The 15,197-nt window shown below is 35.4% G+C and carries 17 protein-coding genes; 10 read left to right on the top strand and 7 right to left on the bottom strand.

The genetic code is table 11. The features are described 5' to 3' along the window. Both DN393_RS05265 and DN393_RS05260 read left to right on the top strand, forming a co-directional pair. Positions 1-1,110 carry an RNA-guided endonuclease TnpB family protein gene (locus DN393_RS05265; RefSeq protein WP_149173339.1) on the top strand — a complete coding sequence of 370 codons (1,110 nt, stop codon included), beginning with the start codon at positions 1-3 and terminating at the stop codon, positions 1,108-1,110. 445 nt (positions 1,111-1,555) lie between these two features. Then, on the top strand, positions 1,556-2,440 hold the full coding sequence (locus DN393_RS05260) for a helix-turn-helix domain-containing protein (protein WP_088048320.1): 885 nt from the start codon (positions 1,556-1,558) through the stop codon (positions 2,438-2,440). Positions 2,441-3,301: 861 nt separating this feature from the next. Here the strand turns inward: DN393_RS05260 and DN393_RS05250 are convergent. Beyond that, positions 3,302-3,793 (bottom strand): YajQ family cyclic di-GMP-binding protein, encoded by a 492-nt coding sequence (locus DN393_RS05250; protein ID WP_061678717.1) that lies wholly within the window; start codon positions 3,791-3,793, stop codon positions 3,302-3,304. A 237-nt stretch (positions 3,794-4,030) separates the two neighbouring features. Between DN393_RS05250 and DN393_RS05245 the strand changes: the two genes are divergently transcribed. Further along, the gene (locus tag DN393_RS05245) at positions 4,031-4,885 is read left to right on the top strand and encodes a CvfB family protein (protein WP_064476825.1); all 855 of its coding nucleotides are present in this window, start codon (positions 4,031-4,033) and stop codon (positions 4,883-4,885) included. A gap of 52 nt (positions 4,886-4,937) precedes the next feature. Here the strand turns inward: DN393_RS05245 and prsA are convergent, their stop codons facing one another. Both prsA and DN393_RS05235 read right to left on the bottom strand, forming a co-directional pair. Then, on the bottom strand, positions 4,938-5,795 hold the full coding sequence (gene prsA / locus DN393_RS05240) for a peptidylprolyl isomerase PrsA (protein WP_064476824.1): 858 nt from the start codon (positions 5,793-5,795) through the stop codon (positions 4,938-4,940). A 130-nt stretch (positions 5,796-5,925) separates the two neighbouring features. After that, a complete protein-coding gene (locus DN393_RS05235; RefSeq protein ID WP_001120851.1) occupies positions 5,926-6,057 on the bottom strand; it encodes a DUF3941 domain-containing protein in 132 nt (43 codons plus the stop codon). A 100-nt stretch (positions 6,058-6,157) separates the two neighbouring features. On the opposite strand from DN393_RS05235, the gene DN393_RS05230 reads away from it, so the two are divergent. Next, positions 6,158-7,015 carry a YitT family protein gene (locus DN393_RS05230; RefSeq protein WP_064476823.1) on the top strand — a complete coding sequence of 286 codons (858 nt, stop codon included), beginning with the start codon at positions 6,158-6,160 and terminating at the stop codon, positions 7,013-7,015. 25 nt (positions 7,016-7,040) lie between these two features. Here the strand turns inward: DN393_RS05230 and DN393_RS05225 are convergent, their stop codons facing one another. The 3 genes from DN393_RS05225 to DN393_RS05215 all read right to left on the bottom strand — a co-directional run bounded on the left by DN393_RS05225 (position 7,041) and on the right by DN393_RS05215 (position 8,294). Then, positions 7,041-7,238 carry a DUF3813 domain-containing protein gene (locus tag DN393_RS05225; RefSeq protein WP_000527398.1) on the bottom strand — a complete coding sequence of 66 codons (198 nt, stop codon included), beginning with the start codon at positions 7,236-7,238 and terminating at the stop codon, positions 7,041-7,043. Continuing rightward, a complete protein-coding gene (locus tag DN393_RS05220; protein WP_000516816.1) occupies positions 7,239-7,379 on the bottom strand; it encodes a hypothetical protein in 141 nt (46 codons plus the stop codon). A 105-nt stretch (positions 7,380-7,484) separates the two neighbouring features. Next, positions 7,485-8,294 (bottom strand): Cof-type HAD-IIB family hydrolase, encoded by an 810-nt coding sequence (locus DN393_RS05215; protein ID WP_071721617.1) that lies wholly within the window; start codon positions 8,292-8,294, stop codon positions 7,485-7,487. A gap of 491 nt (positions 8,295-8,785) precedes the next feature. Here DN393_RS05215 and DN393_RS05210 point away from each other — a divergent pair, with 491 nt between their 5' ends. Continuing rightward, positions 8,786-8,965: a YjzC family protein gene (locus DN393_RS05210; protein ID WP_000531420.1), complete on the top strand. Its 180-nt coding sequence runs from the start codon at positions 8,786-8,788 to the stop codon at positions 8,963-8,965. Positions 8,966-9,176: 211 nt separating this feature from the next. Then, a complete protein-coding gene (clpB, locus tag DN393_RS05205) occupies positions 9,177-11,777 on the top strand; it encodes an ATP-dependent chaperone ClpB (RefSeq protein ID WP_098103609.1) in 2,601 nt (866 codons plus the stop codon). Positions 11,778-11,814: 37 nt separating this feature from the next. Here clpB and DN393_RS05200 read toward each other — a convergent pair whose 3' ends face one another. After that, positions 11,815-11,997 carry a YjzD family protein gene (locus DN393_RS05200; RefSeq protein WP_001211113.1) on the bottom strand — a complete coding sequence of 61 codons (183 nt, stop codon included), beginning with the start codon at positions 11,995-11,997 and terminating at the stop codon, positions 11,815-11,817. 156 nt (positions 11,998-12,153) lie between these two features. Here DN393_RS05200 and DN393_RS05195 point away from each other — a divergent pair, with 156 nt between their 5' ends. The 4 genes from DN393_RS05195 (at position 12,154) to fabH (ending at position 15,184) form a co-directional block, all read left to right on the top strand. Then, positions 12,154-12,888, top strand: coding sequence for a lipase family protein (locus tag DN393_RS05195; protein ID WP_064476820.1), 735 nt, complete (start codon positions 12,154-12,156; stop codon positions 12,886-12,888). 29 nt (positions 12,889-12,917) lie between these two features. Continuing rightward, positions 12,918-13,790 carry an NAD-dependent epimerase/dehydratase family protein gene (locus DN393_RS05190; protein ID WP_141556093.1) on the top strand — a complete coding sequence of 291 codons (873 nt, stop codon included), beginning with the start codon at positions 12,918-12,920 and terminating at the stop codon, positions 13,788-13,790. Between the two features lie 53 nt (positions 13,791-13,843). Next, the gene (locus DN393_RS05185) at positions 13,844-14,020 is read left to right on the top strand and encodes a ComZ family protein (RefSeq protein WP_001986215.1); all 177 of its coding nucleotides are present in this window, start codon (positions 13,844-13,846) and stop codon (positions 14,018-14,020) included. Between the two features lie 231 nt (positions 14,021-14,251). Further along, on the top strand, positions 14,252-15,184 hold the full coding sequence (fabH, locus tag DN393_RS05180; RefSeq protein WP_001100551.1) for a beta-ketoacyl-ACP synthase III: 933 nt from the start codon (positions 14,252-14,254) through the stop codon (positions 15,182-15,184). Positions 15,185-15,197 lie beyond the last annotated feature (13 nt).

Genomic DNA, 15,197 nt, shown 5'->3' with positions numbered 1-15,197 from the left:
ATGCCAAAGCAGAATAAGGCGTATAAATTTCGTCTGTACCCAACAGAAGAACAAGCACATCTCATACGAAAAACATTCGGGTGTGTACGTTTTGTGTATAACAAAATGCTGGCTGAACGAATAGAAGTATATGAAAAATATAAAGAGGACAAGGAAGAATTAAAGAAAAAAATCCCTACTCCTGCAAAATATAAGACAGAATATGAATGGTTGAAAGAAGTTGATTCATTGGCATTGGCCAACGCGCAATTAAACTTGCAAACTGCGTATAAGAATTTTTTTAGTGGTCAAAGTGATTTTCCTACATTCAAAAGTAAAAAGAGTAGAAAATCCTATACAACGAATCGAGTAAACGGAAATATTATGTTATTTCATGGTTATATCAAATTACCAAAGTTGAAAATGGTGAAACTGAAGCAACATAGAGAAATCCCGCCAAAACATATCATCAAATCGTGTACGATTTCGATGACACCTACTGGTAAATACTATGTGTCCATCTTGACTGAATATGAAAAAGAGATTGTACAAAAAGAAGTACAAAGTGTAGTTGGATTAGACTTCGCAATGGCTGAATTGTATGTGAGTAGCGAAGATGAGAAAGCCAATTATCCTCGCTTTTATCGTCAGAGGTTAGAGAAATTAGCGAAGACACAACGAGTATTAGCAAGACGTGTGAAAGGTTCAGAGCGCTGGAAGAAACAACGCATTCATGTAGCGAAATTGCATGAAAAGGTCGCCAATCAACGTAAAAATTTTCTTCATCATAAGTCTAAGGAATTAGCTACGAGTTTTGACGTTGTAGCAATCGAAGACTTACATATGAAAGGAATGTCACGAGCATTTAGATTTGGTAAGAGTGTAGCGGACAACGGTTGGAGGATGTTCACGACATTTTTAGCATATAAGCTACAAGAACAAGGGAAACAGCTTGTAAAAATAGATAAATGGTTTCCTTCTACAAAGATGTGTAGTAATTGTGGAAATAAAAAAGAAATGCCATTATGTGAACGCATGTATGCGTGTTTGTGTGGACTCACAATTGGCCGTGATTATAATGCAGCGATCAATATCAAAAAGGAAGCCATTCGCTTATTAGTGTTGGCATAAATAGTAACAAAATAACCTTTGGAACAAGGGAGTTAGCTCGGCTGTCCTAGGACAAATTCGTTAGCTATCAAAAGTAGCGATGAACCGAGAAGCCCCCACTCGGGGTAAGCTCGTAAGAGGTATTAAGTGGTGGGTAGTTCACTTGCGGTTAAAAAGAGACGGAAATGAGTCGCGTTGTTCTTTAGTAGCTCGTCTTCAGTTTAAGGTAAGGCGTTGCTTTTAAGGAGTATGAAAAGGCCTCTAATGAGAGGTATTCCCAGGCTAGGGAGAAAACTTTCTCCCTAGCCTGTTTTTGTGTGGAGTGCTATCGCCTTGAAATGCAGCTGAGCAAAGAAGTGAAAAGACCTATAGAACAAACAACAATTGCAACTATACTAATTTTACATTACATTAAAGGGTGAAAAATATTCTGATACTCATTGAGAGCTATATTTGAGGAGGAAAAATGGAATTTTACGATTTGGGTATTACCATTAAAGAACTTAGAATGAAAAAAAATATATCACAATCCGAATTATGTCATGGAATATGTTCACAAAGTCAAATTAGCAAGATCGAAAAAGGTGTGATTTATCCATCTAGCATATTGTTATATCAATTATCAGAAAGACTTGGTATTGATCCAAATAATATATTTGCACTAACTCAAAACAAAAAATTTAAATATATAGAAAATGTAAAATGCGTAATGAAGGATTGCATAAGACAACATCAATATAAAGAGCTTTATGAAATAGTAACAAAAGAAAAAAACTTAAATAATTTTCGAATAAAAGAAGATAAACAATTTCTAATATGGCATGAAGCAATTGCTATATATCGTGTGAATAACTCAATAAAAACGGCTTTAACTCTTTTAAATAATGCATTAAAAATAACTGTAACGAATATTGATTTTTTAACAGAGAGAGAAATAGATATTATGCAGACAATGGCTATATTTCATGCAGAAAATAAAGAATATAAAGAGAGTATTAATATATTAAAAAGATGTTTAAATAATTTTAATAAGCTAGATTTTCCTAGAGATAAAGAAATTAAATTAAAAATCATTTATAATTTAGCAAAATGTTTAAGTTACACATATCAATACGAAGAAGCAAAAAAATACATTGATAAGGGTATCAAATTAGCTATTAATCTAAATACTTTATACTTATTGGGTGAACTATACTATGAAAAAGGTTCGAATTTATTAAAGCTTAAACAATCTAATAAAGAAAAAGTTGCTAATAACATGAAAAAAGCGTTATTTATATTTGAATTAACAAAAAACGAAAAAAAATTACAAATAATTAAAGAAGAATATTTCGAAAAACATAATTGCTAAATAAATACTTATAGTACAATAAAACCCACAGGAAAAGTTCCCGTAGGTTTTACACTTATAAACCTCTTAATATTTTTTATAAACTTGATTCTAAAATATTATTACTTAATATGAATTTTTGAATGAAAGTTTACTTAACGTACTTTTTATTTTGAAATCTGCATCCTTATTAACACCTTATACTTCTTTTCCTTCCATATTACAATTAAGATGGTTCAAGTAAGAGGAAGGCAACTTAAAGTGTTTTTTTATGACCTTTATCATCAACTATTTAGTGCTTCTTTAAATTATTACATAACATAGGTTTTTTGTACCAAGCTTTGTGAATGCAATTAGATTTATCCTTTAGTGTAGTCATATTATTAGAACATCCTTTAATATTTAGAGAGAATATAGCCAATAAAAAACATATTATTAATTTCTTCAAATAACCACTTCTAACTCTTTTATAATTAACTTTTTTTCACAAAATAAGATCCCTTATTAATTTTACATTACATTGAAGGGTGGAAAATATTCTTATACTCATAAATTGTTACGCTTGATTAGGGAGAGAGATTTTGGTTTATGGAGGTAGTTGTGGTGACTTTGGTTTGGGATTCAATTGATAAGGAAAGTGATTCAAGTTGAAGGGAAACGTCCTAAGAAGTCTTTTCCTTATTTTTAAAAGGGCATGCTCAATTCCATGTATAAAAAAATTCTACAATGAGACCTAGTCTAACTACGCGGTCACCTGTAAGGTATTCGTATGAATAGACTCTGTTCGCTCAGTAATTTTCACCGTAAATACCCTCTTGTCCTTGTCATATTGTTCCTATATGACAAAAAGAAAAACTCCTCTAATTAGAGGAGTTTTTCTTTTTAGCGGTAGTTAATAAATTGTACGTCAATCGGTAAGTCAGCGCTGCGAACTGCTGCGATAACTGCTTGTAAGTCATCACGGCTTTTCGCTGTAACACGTACTTGGTCATCTTGTACTTGTGTTTTTACTTTTAATTTCATTTCTTTAATGATGTTGTTAATTTTTTTCGCGTTATCTTTATCGATACCTTGTTGAAGTGTTGCGCGTTGGCGAACAGTGTTACCAGTCGCTGCTTCAACTTTTCCGTAATCCAAGTTTTTAATTGGAACGTTACGTTTTACAAGTTTAGCAATTAGAACGTCTTTTACTTGGTCTAATTTGAACTCATCGTCAGAAGTTAAAACTAGTACTTCTTTTTCTAATTTAATATCACTTTTACTTCCTTTAAAGTCATATCGGTTTTGGATTTCCTTTAATGCGATGTTAATTGCGTTTGTTACTTCAGGTAATTCTACTTTCGAAACGATGTCAAAAGAACTCTCTTTTGCCATAGTTAGCACCTCCAAATAAATTTCTAATCTTTTTATGTACTGTACATACTAAAGTATAGCTGAAAACGAGTCTGGACTTAAGTGTTTTCATACTTATATTTATGTAACCTCATTTTATTATAGTGAATTTTGGGCAGTTGGACAAATAAAGGAAAAATCGTGTTATAATTAACTTTTGTTTGGAATGATAAAAATATAAAAAGTTAATTTTATATATATAGAAGGGAATTAAAAAATATGTATTTACAATTAGGAGCGATTGAACAGGTAACTGTTTTACGCGAAACGGAAATCGGATATATGGTTGGGAATGAAGAAGAAGAAATTTTCCTACATAAAAACGAATTAGTTGGGGAAATTGAAGAAGGCGATACGATTGATGTATTCTTATACCTTGATCATCAAAATCGTGTTTCAGCAACAATGAAGGAGCCACTTATTACAACTTTTGATTGGAACTGGGTAAAAGTTGTAGAAGTTATCCCTAGTTTAGGTGTGTTTGTTGATATTGGTGTATCAAAAGATATACTAATCCCAGCTGACGAGTTCCCAATTTATATGCCAGTATGGCCTGAAGTTGGAGACGAATTATATTGCACGTTAAAATTAACGAATCGTGATCGACTTATCGCTCTTCCGGCAAGAGACAGTGATATGCAAGAGATTATCGTAGATGCGACACCATCTATGCGTAATAAAAACGTAAATGGACGTGTGTATCGTTCACTTCAAGTTGGTTCATTCATACTAACTGATGAGCATTTCCGTGCTTTCTTACACCATACTGAAAGAAAAGAACAAGTCCGCATCGGTGAACGTGTAACGGGCCGTATTATTGACGTGAAAGATGACGGTACAATTAACATTTCACTTCTTCCTCGTAAAGAAGAAGGAATGGAAGATGATGCTGCTGTAATTTATGCATATATGGAAGAACGAGGCGGAGCAATGCCGTTTTGGGATAAGAGCCACCCAGAAGACATTAAAGAACGCTTCAACATGAGTAAAGCTGCATTTAAGCGCGCGCTTGGTAAGTTGATGAAAGAAGAAAAGATTTATCAAGAAGAAGGTTGGACGTATTTTAAGAAGTAAATTAAATAAAAAGCACCGCCTTATTTTGCTGTAAAAATAAGGCGGTGCTTTTTTAATTCTCTTGCTCATGCGCAAGAGTAAACGTATCTTTCAAGTCACTATCATTTATTTTAATATTTGCCTTTTTTAATTCTTTTTGTAGTAATTTGTGACTAAATGTAGGATCGGCAATACGTTCTTCTTCTAAGTTTTTACGAATAGAGTCTTTCACTTCATCATAGGGCTTTAACTCTTTTTTATCAGTTAATTTAATAATATGATAACCGTTTGTTGATTTAACGGGATTGCTAATTTGTCCGACTTTTAGTTTATAGGCCGCTGTTTCAAATTCAGGCGCCATTCTGCCTGAATTGAAGTATCCAAGGTCTCCGTCTTTTTCTTTTGATAGTAGATCTTGCGATTCTTGTTTTGCTAGTTCTTCAAATGAAGCACCAGCATCTAATTTTTTCTTTATTTCTTTCGCTTCATTTTCGTCACTTACTAAAATGTGACTCGCTTTAATTTCTGGTTTATAGTGATCTTTCACGTCTTTTTCTGTAACACTTTTCTTAATCGCTTCATTCATAGCAAGTTTGAACTTAATTTGATTTTTGAAATCAGCTTCATCTTTTAAACGATTGTTTTCTAGTACTGCTGTGAATTGATCTCCGTATTGATTTTTCGCTTTTTGTACTTCTTTATCTACATCATCGTCAGATACTTTATATTTTTTCGTGATAACGTCTTGTGCCATCATTTCGTATAGCATGTCTTTTCCGTAACGATCTTTCAACTGTTTTTCGAAGTCGCTCTTCGTAATGGTTGAGTCTGTTGCCGTAGCGACTGTAGCTGAGCTATTTTTTTGTCCGCAAGCAGCTAGCATTAATATACTTATTAGTGCAGTAATAATGAAAATGTGTTTCCCTCTCATGCCAACACCTCATCCGAATATGTTATCGCTATTGTAGAATATAGAAGTGAACATGAAGTGAATTTTTAATGTTTTTTCCTGTGAAATGTAAAAAAAAGTACATCAACAATACTGTTGATGTACGATGGAATCAAAGGTGATCGGTCTTTTTAGAATAGGCACGTTTCCCTTGCTGAATATTTTTTTGTTCTTGCTCATTTTTTTGCGTACGCTTTGCGTTATTATCGCGTGCCTTTTTGTCGTTATCACTCGTATGTGGCATATGTATCAACTCCATTTCTAAACGTTGTACGTTTATCATTTCCTTTTTCGTAAAGACTATGTATAGCAGTGCATTCATGAATAATAAAGGTGGATTAGAAATGGATTTGAAGTTGAATTATACCGAACTTATAAAGAAGTTAATCGTTGTAATCGTCGCTGGTTTGTTAAACGCGATTGGAATGAATTTATTTTTAACGCCAGCGAAAGTGTACGCGAGTGGCTTTGCGGGATTATCTCAATTGTTATCACAAATATTAGGTGACTTTTTATCTATTCACATATCAACGGGGGTGTTGTTTAGTTTGTTTAATATTCCCGTCGTTATTTTAGCGTGGAAAAAGGTTGGAAAGGCCTTTACTTTCTTTAGTTTTCTTTGCGTTATATTTATGACTTTGTTTCTAGAAATTATCCCGGTTAGGGCGGTTTCGAACGATATCATATTGAATGCGATTTTTGGCGGGATTATTTCAGCGATTGGAGTAGGAATTGCGTTGAAGTGGGGGGCTTCTACAGGTGGTTTAGATATTATCGCCATGATTTTATCAAAGATTAAAGACAAGCCTGTCGGTACGTACTTTTTCTTCTTTAATGCACTGATCATTATCGCCGCTGGCTATGTGTATGGATGGGAAAAAGCATTATATACTTTGGTGACTTTGTATGTTTCAACTCGAATTATCGATGCGATTCATACGCGGCATGTGAAGATTACAGCATTAATCGTTACGAAGAATGGGACAGATGTACGAAAGGCGATTCATTCACGCTTAGTGAGGGGGATTACAACTATCCCAGCAACAGGTGCTTATACAAATGAAAATAAGGAAATGTTAATGATTGTTATTACTCGTTATGAACTGTATGAATTAGAGAGGGTTATTAAACAAGTGGACCCAGGTGCATTTACAAACGTACTGCAAACGGTCGGGGTGTTTGGATTATTTCGAAAAGATTAAAGAGGACCAAAGCTGGTCCTCTTTTTTAATGTAAATTCGTAATGTTTTGCAACTGCTCTTGCATTTCGCGTAGCTGAACTTTTTCAGCTGTTGAAGAGTTTGCATAAGCAGAGTGCAAAGCATTTTTTGCCCTATATACGAGATCTTGTTGCTCAGTACCGCTTGAACAAGATACGGCATTTGCAACGGCATCTCTAGCTTGTTGGAATAGTAAGTTCCCCATTTAAACCCCTCCAAAAGAAGAGTTACTTCTCGCTTTTTCTGCCTCAGCTAATGTACCTCTGTACGGGAATCTTGCATCATGCTTCATAACAGCATCGGCTCCTTGTTGGATAAAACGTTTTGATTTGTTCTTTTTACCCATTCGAAAAACCCCCTTTATTTAGCTGAAAACAATCGACGCGCTGACTTTTGCGTCTAATAATAGTATGAGCGTTTGGCGAGAAACTATAAGCAGGGAATTTTTAGATTATAATCCAAGAACCTCTTCTAAATATAGCGCAATACCATCTTCTTCATTCGTTAATGTCGTATGATTTGCGAGTGATTTTAATTCAGGAATTGCATTACCCATTGCGATGCCATGACCAGCAAATTCAATCATTTCAAAATCGTTATCTTCATCACCGAAAGCGATAATTCGTTCTTGTGGAATGTTGTAATGACTAGAAATTTTTTGTAATCCGACAGCTTTATTTAACCCGCTTTTCACAATTTCAATAATTGGCCAAGGTGCGCCCCATTTTCTATGGTCGATTACTTCAGCGTGCATATCAGTTAAATGTTGACGAATTGCACTAGAATGCTCATCATGTGCGTCAATTAATAAGCAAGTTGGATGATCGTTTAAAGTATTTAATAAGTCTCCTGTAAAAATCTTTGGAGAACCGAATTCGAAAATATGTTTTTTATCTTCATCAATTTCACGAACATACACATCATCCATTACTTCAGCGTATATATTTTTCACGCCAAAATCAAAGCAAGCTCGGACAATTTCTTGGGCTGTTGCTAGCTCAAGGGGAGAGTGATGTGTTCCCCACTTTGAATCAAGAGGATGATGTACGTAAGCGCCGTTAAAGTTTACGATTGGTGTATTCAGACCAAGTTCTTTATAGTAATCAAAACTAGCACGGAATGGACGCCCTGTTGAAATAACGACAATATGTCCTTGTTCCTTTGCTTTTGCAATTGTATGTTTCGTTCGAGTGGAAATTATTTTGTTGTCTGTCAATAAAGTGCCGTCTAAGTCTAATGCGATTAAATGCTGTTTATTCATAATTTCACCTCTTATAATAATTTTTTTGTTTCTATCTGTATTTCCGTTTTTAATATGCAGAAATAAGAGGTTAAACTGGGTGAGAACACCAAAGATGGAAAGTTCACTATATATCCATCTTACGTCGCAAAGTGCTACGGTGTCTACTATTTCTCGCTGGAAATTAGGGAAAGTCAACATCTTTTTAGAAAGTTCAAACAATGTTTCTTTCATTATGTACAAATTGTGAAAAGGGTTACATTGCTCGTATGATGAGGCTTATAATGAACATGTAATCTTCTCGTATATGTTTGACTCTCCTTTGAAGCTGGCCTATAGTAGGTTGGTTTCTTTTTTTCTACAAATAGGAAAGAAATCCCTTCCTAAGCTTGTGTCATTCATGTATATGTACAAGAACGAAATGTAGTACTTGTTTCCTAAACATGACAGAAAAGCTTTCTTTTAAAATGGATATACTAATGAGGCAAAGACGTCATGGAAGGAGAATGGAAATGGGACAAAATCGCAGGTTTCGTTCTGGACAAAAAGCGCCAAACGATGGTATTTACGTAGAAATTGGTGAAACAGGAAGTATGGTAAAAGATCCGCAAATGGTGAAATTAACTGCTGGTGAAAAGTTTCCAGATAACGCGAATCATAACCGTCAGTGGACATATAAAAGAAAACCGTAACAGAAGCCGCAATCATTATTGCGGCTTTTTTGTCGTTACAAATTATAATTTCATTTACCGTATATTTTTCAACTGTATAATGAATGTTCCTTTTTTCTTTTTCCAATAATAAGTTTGAAAATACATAAGCAAAATTATTGTATAAAAAAGTCAGTTGGCGTATAATCAAATCAAAGGTCAAAGAAAGTCAAACATTTGGAGGACTGTAAAGATGGACTTAAATCAAATGACAACAAAAACACAAGAGGCGATTATGAGTGCTCAATCTTTAGCGGTATCTCATCATCATCAAGAAGTAGATACTGTTCATCTCTTGTTTACATTATTAGAAGAGCAAGATGGGTTAGCAGTACGTATTTTTCAAAAAATGAATGTCGATATAGAAGCGTTAAAGCAAGGCGCTGAAAGTTTAATTAAGAAAAAACCTTCTGTAACGGGAAGCGGTGCAGAAGCAGGGAAATTATATATAACAGGTGCTCTGCAACAACTACTTGTAAGAGCAGGAAAAGAAGCAGAGAAATTGCAGGATGACTACATTTCAGTTGAACATGTACTGCTTGCTTTTTCTGAAGAAAAAGGCGATATAAATCAATTACTTACAAGATTTCATATTACGAAAGATAACTTATTACAGTCTTTAATGACAGTTCGGGGGAATCAAAGAGTGACTAGTCAAAATCCAGAAGCAACTTATGAAGCGTTAGAAAAATATGGTCGTGATTTAGTGGCGGAAGTGAGAGCAGGGAAAATTGATCCTGTTATCGGTCGAGATAGTGAGATTCGACGTGTAATCCGCATTCTTTCACGTAAAACGAAAAACAACCCGGTTTTAATTGGTGAACCCGGTGTTGGTAAAACAGCAATCGTTGAAGGATTAGCACAGCGTATTGTGAAGAAGGATGTACCAGAAGGATTAAAAGATAGAACAATCTTCGCATTAGATATGAGTGCGCTTGTAGCTGGAGCGAAATTCCGTGGTGAGTTTGAAGAGCGTCTGCAAGCTGTATTAAATGAGATTAAAAAGAGCGAAGGACGCATTTTATTATTCATTGATGAACTTCACACAATCGTCGGCGCTGGTAAAACAGAAGGTGCGATGGACGCAGGAAATATGTTAAAACCGATGCTTGCGCGTGGTGAACTGCATTGTATCGGGGCGACAACGTTAGATGAGTATCGTAAATATATTGAGAAAGATCCAGCGCTAGAAAGACGTTTCCAACAAGTATTAGCAGAAGAACCAACTGTTGAAGATACAATTTCGATTTTACGTGGTTTAAAAGAGCGTTTTGAAATTTATCACGGTGTAAATATTCATGACCGCGCGATTGTAGCAGCATCCGTTTTATCAGATCGATATATTTCGGATCGTTTCTTACCAGATAAAGCGATCGATCTTGTTGACGAAGCGTGCGCAACGATTCGAACAGAAATTGATTCTATGCCAACAGAATTAGATGAAGTAACGCGTCGTATTATGCAGCTAGAAATTGAAGAAGCGGCTCTTGGAAAAGAGAAGGACTTTGGTAGCCAAGAACGCCTGAAAACGTTGCAACGTGAATTATCGGATTTAAAAGAAGTTGCAAGTGGTATGAGAGCGAAATGGGAGAAAGAAAAAGAAGACATTCATAAAGTGCGTGACTTACGTGAACATTTGGAGCGTCTGCGCCGTGAGTTAGAAGAAGCAGAAGGAAATTACGATTTAAATAAAGCAGCAGAACTTCGTCACGGGAAAATTCCAGCTATCGAAAAAGAATTAAAAGAAGTAGAAGAAATGGGCGCACATAATAAACAGGAAAATCGTTTATTACGTGAGGAAGTAAGTGAAGAAGAGATTGCGGATATTGTTTCACGATGGACTGGTATTCCTGTCGCAAAACTCGTTGAAGGGGAACGCGAGAAATTACTACGCTTAGAGCAAATTTTATCAGAGCGTGTTATCGGTCAAGAAGAAGCGGTAAGCCTTGTATCAGACGCAGTTCTTCGTGCGCGCGCTGGTATTAAAGATCCGAATCGTCCAATTGGTTCATTTATTTTCTTAGGACCGACAGGTGTTGGTAAAACTGAGCTTGCAAAAACATTAGCACAAACGTTATTTGACAGTGAAGAGCAAATGATTCGTATCGACATGTCTGAGTATATGGAGAAACACGCTGTGTCACGCTTAATTGGTGCGCCTCCTGGATATGTTGGATATGAAGAGGGCGGTCAATTAACAGAAGCGGTAAGACGTAAACCGTATTCAGTTATTTTGTTAGATGAAATCGAAAAAGCACATCCAGAAGTATTCAACATTTTATTACAAATGTTAGATGATGGACGCATTACAGATTCTCAAGGACGTACAGTAGACTTTAAAAACACGGTTATTATTATGACTTCAAATATAGGATCTGCTCATTTGTTAGATGGATTAGAAGCAGATGGCTCCATTAAAGAGGAATCAAGAGAACTTGTAATGGGGCAATTAAGAGGACATTTCCGACCAGAGTTTTTAAACCGTGTCGATGAAATTATTTTATTCAAACCTCTTACAACGAATGAAATTAAAGGTATTGTTGATAAAATTGTAAAAGAATTACAAGGTCGTTTAGCTGACCGTCATATTACGGTAGAATTAACAGACGCAGCGAGAGAGTTTGTTGTAGAAGCTGGCTTTGATCCGATGTACGGAGCTCGTCCATTAAAACGATATGTACAGCGTCAAGTTGAGACGAAATTAGCACGAGAATTAATTGCAGGAACGATTACTGATAACAGTCACGTAGTTGTTGATGTAGAAAATAACGAATTAGTCGTTCATGTAAAGTAAAATAAAAAAGAGTTCGGATAAAATCCGGACTCTTTTTTTAGTGTTGTTCTACTGGCTCGTTTGGAATTGTAGCTGAAATTGCTAGTACTAATACCGCAAGAACAACTGAGAAAATAGACGCTTGGTTAAAATCGTATGTACCGCCAGTCATAGAGCCGATTACGTAGCTCATCATATGTACAAGCGCGAACGACCAAATTAATGCCCAAATGAAACGCATATTTTACACCTCTATTCGTTCAATCTGTCCTTATTGTAACACAATTGAAAAAAGAATATAGAAAAATATTTGTAGATTTTTCAACGCAAATTTGCATTCCGTTCATACATTATAGAAGAGTACTTTTATACGTTTAGAAAATAAGGCGGGGGAAAAATGAGTATTACGGAACGTTTTTTTTATTTAGAAAAAGAACCATGTGTCATTTATTTACCGGAGAAGCCAAATGGGTTTTCTGTTATGCTTCTCGGTGATTACAACTACTTTATTGAGAATGGTACAAGTTTATGGACACAGCATGCAGGAAGGTCTTATTTTTTACATGGCCTTATTGCGGAAGGCTATACGGTCTTTTCCTCTAATTTATATGGAAGACATTGGGGAAACGACCAATCTATTCGTCTAGCAAAACGCTTATATGACGTTGTTTTGAGAAAAGAGACATTAAATGCGAAAATGCACATTATGGCAGATGGTATGGGTGCACTTGTAGCACTTGAAATGATGAACAAATACCCTGAATGTATACGCTCTGTCATTATGTTAAATCCGTGTTTAGATTTACCAGAATATGTGGAGTTTGAAAAAGAGCATAAGTTTTTTTACAAAAGATTAGTGAAGGAGTTAAGTTTGGCGTATGATTCCAAAGAAGAAGAATTAGAATCTAAAATAAATAAGAAATCATTTACGCTTCTTCCGTCTTGTGTACCTGTTAAAGTTTTCGTATCAACACAAGAAAAAAGAGGAAGAAAACAGTTGTTACGTAAATATGAGAAAATGAGGCAATTCAATCAATGCGATACTTCTGTCTTATTCCATCTGCAAGATGTGAAATATAAAATGGTTAGGCAAACGACTGATTTCTTTAAAAAATATGAAGAAGAATTGTGAAGCTCCCATATACATAAATGAGGAGCTATTTGTTTCAAGGAGAAAGGGTTGGTGGTATGGAGCGCGTGCTAATTATTGGTGCACTTACGTTTGTAGGTTATCACCTTGTGAATAAAATGATTGCAGAAGAAGTAGAAGTGTACGGTCTTGATTTTGATGAATTCGAGAACATGACAAAAATTAATGAAGAGAAGTTATTGTTGATTGGACGAAATGCGTTATTTACGTATTATTCGATAAGAGATGAAGATGGATGGAGATCAGTAGAAGGAGAGAAGTTCGATACGGTTTACTTTTGCTTGTATGAGCCAAATCAACAAAGTGGCTTTCGGAATGAAAGAGTTATATTACAGTATTTAAAGCGGATTATAAGACTGTGTGCAGAACAGAAAGTAAAGTTAAATCTAATTTCTTCTATTGAAGTAGGAAACGCAGATGAATCTGAAAGTAAACGTTTATTTTCGAAAGTGGAAGAAGGATTGAAAAAAGGAGAGGCACCATATAGTGTATTTCGAGTTCCTACATTATATGGGCCATGGCAACCATCTTTTATGATGTATCATCAGCTCATTTTATCAGAACTGGATGAGAAAGAGTGCTATTATGCGAGTGAGGAAAATGGAAGTGATCTATTGTACGTGGAAGATGTATGTGAATACTTATGGGAAAATGGAATGAACGAGGAGCATCTCGGCATATACAATTTACTTAGTGGTAAAAAGTCATTATGGAAAAAAGGTATGAACCTTTTACGTGCAGCGGATAAAGTGCATAAAAAGAGCGAGGAAGAAAGAGATGATACTGTCGAGGTTATTTCGATAAAAAGAAATACTCCGTTAGAATACGGTTTAAATAAACAATTGGCACATATGAAAAAATATAAAGAGTTATACGAAGGATAGCGAGCGTGTTACACTATGTATGTGAAAGTTTTAATGGAGAGGAAGAACATAATATGAATGAGAAAAGCATGCAATTTTTACAAATCGCAATGAAGCATTTACCAGAAGCAAAGGCCATTTTAGATGATAATGGAATTGCGCTTGATATGGAGAAAGCACAACCAGTATTAGAGTTATTGATGAAAGTTATGAACGAAGCATATGAGCTTGGGAAAGCAGATAAAGAATAAAACCTTCTTTTTTGGAAGGGAAGAGAGGCTCGAACCGCGGATAGAAGCGGTTCGGGCCTTTTTATATTTCAAAAGAAACAGGAAAGGTATGTTTCTGTTTCTTTTAATAAACAATAAAGTGAATAATGCTGGATTTATGTTTGAGCTGAAATATATTCTAGACAAAAATACATTTATGTTTTAAAATTAGTACCAAGTCATAATAATTGATATAAAACGGAGGGCTGCGATGTGAACGTGGGCATTTTAGGAATCGGAAGATATGTGCCAGAAAAAGTAGTCACAAATCACGATTTAGAGAAAATCGTAGATACATCTGATGAATGGATTCGTACGAGAACGGGAATTGCAGAAAGACGCATTGCCGATGATACAATAGATACTTCATATATGGCGGTAGAGGCTTCTAAAAAAGCACTTGAAGATGCCGGGATTAGCGGAGAGGATATCGATCTGATTTTAGTGGCAACAGTAACACCAGATCGGGCATTCCCAGCAGTAGCTTGTGTCATTCAAGAGGCCATTGGCGCAAAACACGCAGCCGCAATGGATTTAAGTGCAGCGTGTGCTGGTTTTATGTACGGAATGATTACAGCGCAGCAATTTATTCAAACGGGAACTTATAAAAATGTATTAGTAGTTGGTAGTGATAAACTATCTAAAATTGTAGACTGGAATGATCGAAATACAGCAGTACTATTTGGAGATGGAGCCGGTGCTATCGTAATGGGGGCTGTTTCAGAAGGAAGAGGCGTTCTATCTTTCGAATTAGGAGCAGACGGAAGTGGCGGTAAGCATCTTTATCAAGACGAGTATGTTATGATGAACGGCAGAGAAGTCTTTAAATTTGCTGTTCGCCAACTTGGTGATTCCTGTCTTCGCGTGTTAGAAAAAGCGGGACTTACGAAAGAGGATGTGGATTTTTTAGTACCACATCAAGCGAATATTCGTATTATGGAATCTGCAAGAGAGAGATTAAATTTACCACAAGAAAAAATGAGTATGACAATTGAAAAGTTTGGTAATACATCAGCTTCTTCAATTCCAATTGCAATGGTAGAGGAATTGCAAAATGGACGTATTCAAGATGGTGATTTAATTATACTTGTTGGTTTCGGTGGCGGATTAACATGGGGAGCAGTTGCTCTTCGTTGGGGTAAATAAGGACTGAGAGAAA

It is taken from the genome of Bacillus sp. BPN334, from assembly GCF_008368885.1.
GTDB classification, from domain to species: domain Bacteria; phylum Bacillota; class Bacilli; order Bacillales; family Bacillaceae_G; genus Bacillus_A; species Bacillus_A wiedmannii.
Note: the sequence above shows the minus strand (reverse complement) of the source record. Positions and strands in the feature narration are given on the sequence as shown.

What these genes read in the sequence shown, in the direction of transcription:
- DN393_RS05210 (WP_000531420.1), top strand. Translation starts at nt 8,786, where the DNA reads ATGGGACAAAATCGCAGGTTTCGTTCTGGACAAAAAGCGCCAAACGAT.
- DN393_RS05220 (WP_000516816.1), bottom strand. Translation starts at nt 7,379, where the DNA reads ATGGGTAAAAAGAACAAATCAAAACGTTTTATCCAACAAGGAGCCGAT.
- DN393_RS05200 (WP_001211113.1), bottom strand. Translation starts at nt 11,997, where the DNA reads ATGCGTTTCATTTGGGCATTAATTTGGTCGTTCGCGCTTGTACATATG.
- DN393_RS05195 (WP_064476820.1), top strand. Translation starts at nt 12,154, where the DNA reads ATGAGTATTACGGAACGTTTTTTTTATTTAGAAAAAGAACCATGTGTC.
- clpB (WP_098103609.1), top strand. Translation starts at nt 9,177, where the DNA reads ATGGACTTAAATCAAATGACAACAAAAACACAAGAGGCGATTATGAGT.
- DN393_RS05250 (WP_061678717.1), bottom strand. Translation starts at nt 3,793, where the DNA reads ATGGCAAAAGAGAGTTCTTTTGACATCGTTTCGAAAGTAGAATTACCT.
- DN393_RS05260 (WP_088048320.1), top strand. Translation starts at nt 1,556, where the DNA reads ATGGAATTTTACGATTTGGGTATTACCATTAAAGAACTTAGAATGAAA.
- DN393_RS05235 (WP_001120851.1), bottom strand. Translation starts at nt 6,057, where the DNA reads ATGCCACATACGAGTGATAACGACAAAAAGGCACGCGATAATAACGCA.
- DN393_RS05215 (WP_071721617.1), bottom strand. Translation starts at nt 8,294, where the DNA reads ATGAATAAACAGCATTTAATCGCATTAGACTTAGACGGCACTTTATTG.
- DN393_RS05185 (WP_001986215.1), top strand. Translation starts at nt 13,844, where the DNA reads ATGAATGAGAAAAGCATGCAATTTTTACAAATCGCAATGAAGCATTTA.
- DN393_RS05265 (WP_149173339.1), top strand. Translation starts at nt 1, where the DNA reads ATGCCAAAGCAGAATAAGGCGTATAAATTTCGTCTGTACCCAACAGAA.
- prsA (WP_064476824.1), bottom strand. Translation starts at nt 5,795, where the DNA reads ATGAGAGGGAAACACATTTTCATTATTACTGCACTAATAAGTATATTA.
- DN393_RS05225 (WP_000527398.1), bottom strand. Translation starts at nt 7,238, where the DNA reads ATGGGGAACTTACTATTCCAACAAGCTAGAGATGCCGTTGCAAATGCC.
- DN393_RS05245 (WP_064476825.1), top strand. Translation starts at nt 4,031, where the DNA reads ATGTATTTACAATTAGGAGCGATTGAACAGGTAACTGTTTTACGCGAA.
- DN393_RS05230 (WP_064476823.1), top strand. Translation starts at nt 6,158, where the DNA reads ATGGATTTGAAGTTGAATTATACCGAACTTATAAAGAAGTTAATCGTT.